The sequence below is a fragment of the Psychrilyobacter sp. genome, from assembly GCF_037132775.1.
Lineage (GTDB): Bacteria > Fusobacteriota > Fusobacteriia > Fusobacteriales > Fusobacteriaceae > Psychrilyobacter.
Map to the genome: position 1 here is coordinate 1 of NZ_JBAHZY010000009.1, position 10,170 is coordinate 10,170.

General features: G+C 32.4%; 8 protein-coding genes. 1 reads left to right on the plus strand and 7 read right to left on the minus strand.

From position 1 onward, the window contains the following. Nucleotides 1–695: 695 nt before the first annotated feature. From V5784_RS00445 to V5784_RS00475, 7 genes are all read right to left on the minus strand, one after another. Nucleotides 696–2,423, minus strand: a complete 1,728-nt coding sequence (locus V5784_RS00445) for a phospho-sugar mutase (RefSeq protein WP_336887080.1) — start codon at nucleotides 2,421–2,423, stop codon at nucleotides 696–698. Between the two features lie 270 nt (nucleotides 2,424–2,693). Continuing rightward, complete coding sequence (locus tag V5784_RS00450; RefSeq protein WP_336887081.1) at nucleotides 2,694–3,266, minus strand: YigZ family protein; 573 nt, start codon at nucleotides 3,264–3,266, stop codon at nucleotides 2,694–2,696. Next, on the minus strand, nucleotides 3,247–3,894 hold the full coding sequence (locus V5784_RS00455; protein WP_336887082.1) for a trimeric intracellular cation channel family protein: 648 nt from the start codon (nucleotides 3,892–3,894) through the stop codon (nucleotides 3,247–3,249). Before V5784_RS00455 ends, V5784_RS00450 begins: the two co-directional genes overlap by 20 nt. 110 nt (nucleotides 3,895–4,004) lie before the next feature. After that, on the minus strand, nucleotides 4,005–4,751 hold the full coding sequence (locus tag V5784_RS00460; RefSeq protein WP_336887083.1) for a site-2 protease family protein: 747 nt from the start codon (nucleotides 4,749–4,751) through the stop codon (nucleotides 4,005–4,007). Nucleotides 4,752–4,797: 46 nt separating this feature from the next. Continuing rightward, nucleotides 4,798–6,450 (minus strand): ComEC/Rec2 family competence protein, encoded by a 1,653-nt coding sequence (locus V5784_RS00465; RefSeq protein ID WP_336887084.1) that lies wholly within the window; start codon nucleotides 6,448–6,450, stop codon nucleotides 4,798–4,800. Between the two features lie 16 nt (nucleotides 6,451–6,466). Then, entirely contained in the window at nucleotides 6,467–7,849 is a 1,383-nt protein-coding gene (gene dgt, locus V5784_RS00470) for a dGTP triphosphohydrolase (protein WP_336887085.1), read from the minus strand. Between the two features lie 54 nt (nucleotides 7,850–7,903). Continuing rightward, nucleotides 7,904–8,236: a DUF805 domain-containing protein gene (locus tag V5784_RS00475; protein ID WP_336887086.1), complete on the minus strand. Its 333-nt coding sequence runs from the start codon at nucleotides 8,234–8,236 to the stop codon at nucleotides 7,904–7,906. 219 nt (nucleotides 8,237–8,455) lie between these two features. On the opposite strand from V5784_RS00475, the gene V5784_RS00480 reads away from it, so the two are divergent. Continuing rightward, the gene (locus V5784_RS00480) at nucleotides 8,456–8,983 is read left to right on the plus strand and encodes a GNAT family protein (protein ID WP_336887087.1); all 528 of its coding nucleotides are present in this window, start codon (nucleotides 8,456–8,458) and stop codon (nucleotides 8,981–8,983) included. Nucleotides 8,984–10,170: the final 1,187 nt, after the last annotated feature.

A 10,170-nucleotide genomic window follows, 5' to 3' on the forward strand; every position in this document is an offset into this window, starting at 1 on the left:
TTGACATACAAAAAATAAAGTTCTAATATATTAAAAACGAGAAGCAATAATTAAAGAATTATTACTCCTCTTTTTATAAAAGTTTTACATTAATTTTTAGAGTTTACACAAAACTTGCAACAGCCCCTGAGGAACTAAGAAAATCTTTTTTTTAGCCTGACTAAGGTCTGACTATCGCAATATTCTATGTTTATAATAGTAAACTAATAGTATATTGGTGATGCCCACATCGGGTAGATTCTGACTTTTCTTTCGTGAGACATTTAAATCTCTTTATTTAAACAATAGAGAGATTTAATACCCGTCTATTTTTCGTGTAATCCGTGACGAGTCTTTAGATTTTTTTCTCATCGTACATTGGCAATTTTATTTTAGCTCCTCACTTCCCTCCTAAGCCCTCCTAAGCCCTCCTAAAACCTTTCCCTTGTGATTATACCCCTATCATTGAAATACATTAAATAAGGAGGTCACGAAACCGTTGGTACTATTAGTGTTTAGAGGGTATTTTTAGAATTGTGTAACCATTAGACAAAACGTCCAATGAGAAGATAGTTTGTCTAATAGATGGACGTTTTTAGGGTATAAATAGTGGTTGAATTACAGTGATTTGCAATCTCTCAACGCTAGTAACTAAAAAAGGAAAATCCGTAGATTTTCCCTTTCTCTTGGTTATCTTATTTTTTTTAGAAGGAGGTCTATAGCCCCTCTGTGAATTTTTCAAATTCCACCATGGTTTTTTCTAATTTCTTATCTGCCTCTACCTTGGTGTTTGATTTTACAGCGAAATAATATTTTATTTTTGGCTCAGTTCCAGAAGGTCTAGCTGTTATATATGTTCCATCAGCTAAAATAAACTGTAATACATTAGATTTTGGTAGATCTAATTTGATATCTTTACAAGCTAGCCTGTCACACTCTATCTGTAACTCAAAATCTTTTATTATAACTATATCTTGACCTAATAGTTGTTTAGGAGGATTTTCTCTCAGAGTTTTCATGATACTTCTGATCTGTTCTGCTCCATCTTTCCCACTCATAGTTACTGCAGTGATGCCCTCTCTATACCAACCATATTTTTCATACATCTTATCTAATTCTGTCGGGATATTTGTTCCAATAGATTCATAATAAGCTGCCATCTCAGATAAGATCATAGTAGTCACAATAGCATCTTTATCTCTAACATGGGTCCCAATCAGATATCCATAAGATTCTTCAAATCCAAAGACATAAGTTCCATCTAAGACACTATCTTCAAATTGTTTAATTTTTTCTCCTATAAATTTAAATCCAGTCAATGTTCTATACATCTTTACCCCATGAGCCTTAGCCACTTCATCAAGCATGGGAGTTGATACCACTGTAGAAATTATTGCACCATTAGAAGGAATATCTTTTTTAAATTTCAGGATATATTCCATCAGCAATAATCCAACTTGATTTCCATTTGGATATGACCACTTACCTTTTTTATCCTTTACTGCTATTCCTAATCTATCTGCATCTGGATCATTTGCCATAACAATGGATGAACCTTTTTCGTCCGCTAACTCAATCCCTAATTTAAATACTGCTGGGTCCTCAGGATTTGCGTATACCACTGTAGGAAATGTTCCATCTGGCATCTCTTGACTAGGCACTGTAAATACTGATTTAAATCCACATTCATCGAGTACTCTTTGTACTGGGACCTTTCCTGTTCCATGAAGAGGAGTATATACTATTTTATAATCTGCTTTATTTGGAATATCCTTTATAATTTGTTCCTTCTTTACGGCTTCCATATATTTATCATCTAAATCTTTTCCTACCATGATCAGTAATCCACGAGATTTAGCTTCCTCTTCAGTAATAAGTTTAATCTCTCCTAAATCTTTGATATCGGTAACACCATTTACTATCCCACTTGCATGAGGTTCTACACATTGAGCTCCATCATTCCAATAAACTTTATATCCATTGTATTCCACCGGATTATGGGATGCAGTTACTACTATACCTGCCTGAGTTCCCAATTCTCTAACTGCAAATGATAGTTCTGGAGTAGACCGAAGTGATTCAAATAAATATGCAGGAATTCCATTGGCAGCTAATACCAAAGCTGTATTCAGTGAATATTCTACCGATCCTATCCTGCAGTCATAGGCTATTACAACACCTTTTTTTCTTACAGCCTCTGCATCTACTTCTAATAAATAGTTTGCAAATCCTTGGGTAGCTTTTCTTATCATATATTTATTTATTCTATTGATTCCGTTTCCTCTTAATCCTCTTAGCCCACCTGTACCAAATGCTAATTCAGTATAGAATCTTTCCTCTATCTCTTTTTCATCTCCCTTTATAGAAGCTAATTCTTCTCTGTCCTCTTTATCTATATATGGTGAATTTAACCATACTTCATATTCTTTCATATAATCTTTCATCGTCACCCTCCAAGTCTAATTTTTACTTCTAATAGATGATACTTTTTTTCAATATTTTTTTCAAGTAAGACTTTTGACTCTAATTCTTTTTTCTTGGTTTTAAACGAAGTTTATAGTCGTTGAGCTACAGCTGTACTTTTTCTACAACAACGATCTGAACTTACTTATTAAGACCTTTATAAACCTTCTTGACTTTCTTTTGTCGCAGATTACTCAGATTAAAAAAACGATTACCACATATAATTAAAAGTTAGAGTTATAAACATAACTCTAACTTTCGATCAGCACTATTCCCCTTATTTCCTTTAGTTTTGCAAGAGCACCTTCTGAAACTCTTCCTCTATAGAGAATTTGTTCCCCGTACTCTTTAGAAATTTCCTCTTCCTCTTCCAACAACTTATCTATCTGAACAGATCTGTCATAAGAAAATTCTATCACTACATTTATTTTAGGATTCCATTCTACTATCTGGGCTTCCTCCACAGCTAATTTTGCAGTTTTAGCATAATTTCGAATAAGCCCTCCAGCTCCTAATTTTATCCCACCAAAATATCTGGTAGCTACTACTACTAAATTATCCAAACCCAGTATATTTAAGATCTCTCCCATGGGTTTTCCTGCTGTTCCACTGGGTTCTCCATCGTCATCTACTTTATAGTATTCCTGACCATTTTCTAAGACCTTATACGCACTGCAATTATGTCTCGCATCGGGATGTTTTAATTTTATCATCTTTATAAATTCCTCTGCCTCATTCTTCGCGAAAATAGGCTTGATATATCCTATAAATTTAGATTTTTTTATCTCAAATTCTATTATACTTTCATTTTTTATCGTTTTCATCCTTTATCTCCCTAAATTTACTGGGTAAATTTAATTTATATTTAATAGCTATCAGTCTTATCATAAATAAAACTATAAATACTGCATAAGCTAAATTTTCCCTTGCTATCATCTCCTGATCGGCTAAAGCTAAAAACCAATATAAACATCCTCCCGCTGCACAAAGGACAGCATACAGATCCTCTTTCAATACAAATGGAATTTCAGAAACCAATAGATCTCTGATCACTCCACCACCTACACCGGTTAGAGTAGCCATTACAGCTGTAGAAAATGGTCCTAAATGAGCATTTACACCTTTTTCTGCTCCAATTATGGCAAAGGCAGCCAAGCCTAATGCATCAGATATCATTACTAACTTTGAAATTCTACTGCGACCCTCAAGTTTATTGTGTAAAAAAAGATAACTGATCACTGCTGTAATCACTGCTAAGTATGCGTCCCTCTCATTGATAAGAGATACTGGAACTTCATTTAGGAGCATATCCCTTATGATTCCACCACCTAATGCAGTTATTAAACTCAGTACAATCACACCAAAAATATCTAACCTATACTTCAAACCTTTTAACATTCCAGATATTGCAAAAGCTACAACACCTATATAATTTGTAATTTCAAAAAACATTTTACCTGTACACTCCCAATCTTTATTATTATTATTATTATTATTATTTGTTTCTGCTAATTTTTTTTCCTATCATTTGAGTAATTTGTGGTTGATCTCTCAGTCTTTAGTTATCCCTGACTTATATACAGGTTTAAAAGATTTACTAAAAAACTAAATACTGGATCTATTATCTTCCACAGTATCCCTAAATAACTGAGTGCAATTATTATAAAAAATCCATATCTATCTAAATTCTCGACCAGGTCTTTAATCCATTCTCCTCCGAGACTCCATAAGATCTTAGATCCGTCTAAAGGTGGTATAGGCAAGAGGTTAAATATCCCCAGAATTAAATTTATCCTGATCAAGTAACCTATTGCCATATGAACTATATCGTTGCTCATATATAAGGCTGGGAAAAATTTAATTATCGTAGCCCCTAAAAAGGCTAGGGAAAAATTTACCACTACTCCAGCTATCGACACCATGAAAACACTTAATTCCCCTTTTTTAAAGTTTCGATAGTTTACAGGGACAGGTTTTGCCCACCCTATGACAAAGGAAGATCCCATCAAGATAAGTCCGATGGGTAACAACATACCCAGTGGATCTATGTGTTTTATAGGGTTTAGTGTCAAACGCCCCATGAGTTTAGCTGTAGAATCTCCATTTAGATAAGCCACCACTCCATGAGCTAATTCATGCAATATGATAGAGATCATAAGGACTCCGATCATAATAAGGATTGTTGGTGTTTTTATCAAACGCCCTATCAGAAATATCAGCATTAAACCTGCCAACCCTCCATAGATAACCTTGGTAGACTTGGGCATATCTCTATTTACATATTTAAAATTTTCAAAGAACTCTTTCATATTTTTACTCCTTTTTACTTTATACTAATTGATAAAAAAACAAATTTTATCTTTTCCTCTCTTTTATCTTTATCTTTCCTTTTTCATTTATAAAAAATTCATCTCCTACCTTTATCATTTCGCCTTTCTCAAGGATAGTAATTTCTGCATCGGGATATGCTTTCTTTAACTCATTATTCTTCATCTCATAGGAGGTTACTATATAGTCTAATTTATTTATCCCACTGTCTTTTAGCAATAGAAGATCTCTCCTTTTCGGATTTTTCTTTAAAAATAAGACTTCATAGGGAGTACTTCTATAATTCATCCATTTCAAATCTAATTTTTCTGTCCTCTGAGACGAGACTAGAAATACCAACGGGATTATTCCTAAAACTATATACCAGTATTTTCTTATTTTCTCCCTTTTAAACAGGATGAATAATGATATTATAACATATAGAAAGATATATAATAATAAGGAGATTTTAACATAAAATGTCAAAGTTAAAAAGGGTATTTTATAAAATATATCTATTATAAAAATCAAGAGTTTATAGAGATAATATCCCAGTGGAATTAAGATATTTCCAAGGCCTATAAAAGACAATAAAAGTGCTATAAACAAGATCTGAACTATGACCGAACCCAGCGGGATCACTATTAAATTCGGCAGGAATGAAAAAAGCGGTAAAACTCTAAAATAATATAAAAATATCGGTATCAAGATAAGTTGGATGGGAAAACTTAAGGTAAGAAAATCTATAGCCTTTACTTTTTTTAGTTTTTTAGGAATAAATTCTTTTATCTCCTCTTGGATTTTAGGATATAAAAATAAAATTCCTACTAAAGCCAAGTAGGACATCTGGTAGGAGATACTCCTGACGGCATAGGGGTTAAAAAAATGAGATATCATAAAAGCCAGCATCAATGCTTTTTTCATCTCCCTCTCTTCATAGAAGATCTTAGCTACTAAATATAATATCCCCATGATATAAGCTCTCATTACAGAGGGAGAAAACCCTACCCCATAACAGTAAGCCGTAAGGATAATTCCTGCCAACCCATACCTGATTTGATAGGGGAGATTTTTTAGCAAAACTAATATAGAAAATATTATTATCCCTATATGCAAGCCCGAGATTACAAGGATATGGGAGGTCCCTGTATAGTTAAATTTTTCTCTGACCTCCTGAGATATTCCCTCTTTTCTGCCCAGTAAAACTGCTGCAGTAAAATTCTGAAATTCATAGGGAAAGGCAGAAACTAATTTTTCTACCTTGTTATTTAAGAGATCTTTAATTGTAGTTTCTATCTTTTCATCACTCATAATCTCTAACTCTACCCTGGTATCATCTATTTTATTTATTTTTCCCAAAACATTATAGGAACCATCCTCGAAAAATTTATCCAAAACAGGATAATAATTAACTTTCAAATGCTTCCCATCTGTTTTTATTATCTTAGCACTATCTGAAATGACGTCTATTTGAAATTCATAGGTTTTATTTACTTTAAGTTTATCCATGGTTTTTAAATTATAATTTATATACAAAAATATCGCTATTACGCTCAATATTGTTATTAAAGTCTTGTCTTTTCTTTTAAAGTAAACTCCCAGGATAAACAAAAGGGAACAAAGCAATGCTTCTGTCCCCCCTAAAAGGTTGACCATAGATATAAATATTACATTCAAAAAAAATATCATATTTATATCCATAAGATCACTCCTTGTTCTAATATTTTATTGCTGTAATAGCCTGATACAGATCTAGAGCATAGCTATCTGTCATACCACAGACAAAGTCAGTTACCAGATGTAGTTCATTGTATAGTCTATTTTCCGTATCTGGATATTTCTTCATTAAAAACCTATAATTACTAGATATCAAACGAAATAGTTTTTGTTCCTTAGTCCCTATAATTTCCCTGTTAGGTGAAGCTACTGCATCTGTAAACTCCGTCAACAATACCCTGATTATTCTATCACCTGCAACCTCTAACTTTATTACTTCCTTTTCACTTATTAATATCTCTAAAAGTTCACGGAAAGCATACTCTACCCAGCATGCCTTGGAATTTTTTAAGAGTTCACCTCTATAATTCCCTTTCATAATATCCTCGTAATACTCTATAAAAGTATCTACAACTGAATCCATCATAAAATCTTGTAATTTCTTTCTTGCAACTTGGATAGATATCTCAAAGGGTTTTGGGTAATCTAAATCTACCTCTATGACCTCCAGACTCTTCAATATTTCCCTCTCCTCTTCATTTTCTATATCACAATATTTAAATAATTTTTCCTTGATAATATCCAACCCTAAAACACCTTTTTTACATCCATCCTCAATATCAGCTATTGTATATGCAATATCATCTGCTGCTTCCAATAGATACACCAAAGGATAACGTACAATCTCGTCATCTTTGTTTTTTATCCCCAAAGTATCAAAGATCTTTTCAAAGGATTTTTTTTCACTGGAAAAGTATCCAAATTTTTTATAACTAGGGTCTCCATTTTTTATACATCCCTCTGTAGATGATCTAGGATATTTTATTATTGTGGCCAAAGTTTGAAATGAAAGGTTAAGTCCATTTTCATCCCTTAGATATTGAAGTTTTTTTAGGAGTCTGAAAGCTTGAGCATTTCCTTCGAATTTTTCAAAATCATACCGTTCCTCGAGGGACCAAGGATATCCATAAAAATCGACATTATTTTCAAATTTTTCTGCAAAATATTTGGTATAAAAATCATGGATTATAAATTCTCCATAGTGACCAAAGGGAGGGTTCCCTATATCATGCACTAGGGAAGCTGCTTTCAAGATACTTTCAATCATCCCTTTTTTCCCTTCTGGAAGCGCCTTCATCTCTATCAATTTTTTCTCCACTTTATTTCCTATTATTTGTGCTATTGTAGATACTTCTATGGAGTGAGTCAACCTTGTTCTCACAAAATCATTGCTCTCCAAAGGATATATCTGAGTCTTATTTTGCAATCTTCTAAAAGCCGAACTGAAGATGATCTTAGAAGAATCCTTCTTTAATTCATCCAATTGGTCCTCTCTATTTTTTTTCCTAAAGTATTCTACATTCAGTAATCTATCCCATTTCATAATATCCATCCTTTTAAAAATTATATTTTGTTAAAATCTTATTTCTCTGAGGCGTTATCCATATTGATTTATGCCAGGATCCCCCTCTTTAGCCATTAAGACCAAAAACCAGATCCAACCCACTAACGGAATGAGTATAACTAGCTGTATCCATCCACTCTTTCCTGTGTCATGCAACCTTCTTATAGCCACTGCAACTCCCGGAATAAATACAAACAATGTATAGAGACCAGAGAGGATTCCACTTTCTGGAGAAACGATTTGTTCCACTGTAGCCACTGCTATACTTATTGCAAAATTTACAAAAATAAATGTCCAATATTCTATCCTATCAGATCTGCCATCAAAATCTTTGTAACTTCTCAATACTTTTAAGTAATAATTCATATATTCTCCTCCTTTTTATCTATAATCTACTAAAGACCTTCTTTTTCTCCTTTAAAATTAGAATATATAAACTTAATTTAATTTACCATATTTTTTCTTTATCCATACTGTTTACTTTATTTTAAACATCTTATCCAAAAGATTAATTATTATTTTTTGGAATATCCATATTTTATAGAGTATACTTTTATTAAAAAATTATTTTTGGGAGGAAAAAAGATGTATGAAGGTAAATTGGTCCGACTGAGGGCATATCGAAAGGAAGATATAGAAAAAGCTAAGGAATTTTTAAATGACTTTGAGGTGAGGAAAAATTTACAGCCTGCAATCCCATATCCATATACATTGGAAGACGAGCAAAAATGGTATAGTGGTATCAGCGCTGTAAAAGATATCTATACCTTTGCCTTAGAGACTCTAGAGGGAAGATATATTGGAGGATGTGGGGTAAATAGTGTCGATTGGAAAAATAGTAAGGTAGTCATCGGAATATTTATAGGAGATAAGGAGTATTGGAGTAAAGGATACGGCAGTGATGCTATAAATACCCTGGTTAAATTTATATTTGAGGAGATGAATATCAATAAGATAGCTCTTTGTGTTTATTCTTTTAACGAAAGAGCCATCAAATGTTATGAAAAGTGTGGCTTTACCAGAGAGGGAGTTTTGAGGGAAGAACTTTTTAGGCAGGGCAGATATCATGATGAGATATTGATGAGTTTACTCAAGAGAGAATATTATAAATAAGGATAAAAAACTAAAAGCTTTAGTTGCAGATAGAAGCAGATTCTAAAGAGTCCCTCTTTAATACGGGTTCATTTCTTGTCTTGACACAAGAAACGAACCAAAGAAAGTCAAGAAGATTTATAATTGTCTTAGCTAAGTAAGTCACAATCGTCATTGCAGGAAAAGTACTGCTGAAGCTCAACGACTATAAACTTCAGATAGAAGTCCAAATCAAAGTCAGATTCTAGTCTGCGTCAAAAAAAATCGGAGAATCTCCTGGAAGGATGGGGAAGGATTAAAAAAAGACCTAGATTTTTAAATCTAAATCTTAGGAGTTTTTGTTAAATATTTTATTTTTTGAATTTTTTATAATTATGGTAAATTGCAAGTTTAATTGTCCCATTTTAAAATTAAGCAGACATTCACATGCTCTCCACTATGGATATAAGTGGTTGCCCCAAAAATCTAGTTGGTGCTTCCCATGAGAATGCTTAAGATAAGTCATCCCATGCGTTTCAGGGTTATTAATTGCCTTTCTAGCTTTAGAAACAAAATTAGCAATAGTTTTAAATAAAAATTTAAACTTTTTCTACTTGAAAGACGTCTGATAGTTATAAGCAAATGAAAATAATAATTTTTTCATTTCTTTCTTTCCTTAAAATAAAATATAAAAATAAAAACCTCTTAGCTGTGTGACTATTACAGCTGGGAGGTCTTTATTTTTTTTGTTTATGTAGTATACTCTAATATTACTAAATCAAAAGAGGGGAAGAAAATGAAAATGTATCTTAGGAAATTAAAATTAGAAGAACCAAATGAAATATTTAATTTATATCAGGAAGTTCTAAATAATTTCACGGCTCAATTAACATACAAAATATTACAAGGTCTAAAAAGGGCAAGAGATAAAAAATCTATTTGTCCTTTTTTTAGTTGTGTAACTTTGATCTCTGATGCTATAATTTTATCCATTTTCTTTGTGATGAAGGGTTTAGGTTTTAGAAATCTGTGTAGATTAGATAATACATTTAAAATTTCTTCTAGTTATAAGAAATTTTAATACTCGTATATTATGGTGGTCGTGTTTGTCAAACAGTTTATGAAAAAACTTAAGCAATTTTTTGAGTACCAAAATATACCTTAGCAGGTGTTTCATAATCTAAAGAACTATGTCCTCTATCGTTATTATAAAAATTAATATACCTTTT

Bases quoted from the DNA above. Each gene is read 5' to 3' on its own strand.
- V5784_RS00480 (WP_336887087.1), top strand. From the start codon at position 8,456: ATGTATGAAGGTAAATTGGTCCGACTGAGGGCATATCGAAAGGAAGAT.
- V5784_RS00460 (WP_336887083.1), bottom strand. From the start codon at position 4,751: ATGAAAGAGTTCTTTGAAAATTTTAAATATGTAAATAGAGATATGCCC.
- V5784_RS00475 (WP_336887086.1), bottom strand. From the start codon at position 8,236: ATGAATTATTACTTAAAAGTATTGAGAAGTTACAAAGATTTTGATGGC.
- V5784_RS00450 (WP_336887081.1), bottom strand. From the start codon at position 3,266: ATGAAAACGATAAAAAATGAAAGTATAATAGAATTTGAGATAAAAAAA.
- dgt (WP_336887085.1), bottom strand. From the start codon at position 7,849: ATGAAATGGGATAGATTACTGAATGTAGAATACTTTAGGAAAAAAAAT.
- V5784_RS00445 (WP_336887080.1), bottom strand. From the start codon at position 2,423: ATGAAAGATTATATGAAAGAATATGAAGTATGGTTAAATTCACCATAT.
- V5784_RS00455 (WP_336887082.1), bottom strand. From the start codon at position 3,894: ATGTTTTTTGAAATTACAAATTATATAGGTGTTGTAGCTTTTGCAATA.
- V5784_RS00465 (WP_336887084.1), bottom strand. From the start codon at position 6,450: ATGGATATAAATATGATATTTTTTTTGAATGTAATATTTATATCTATG.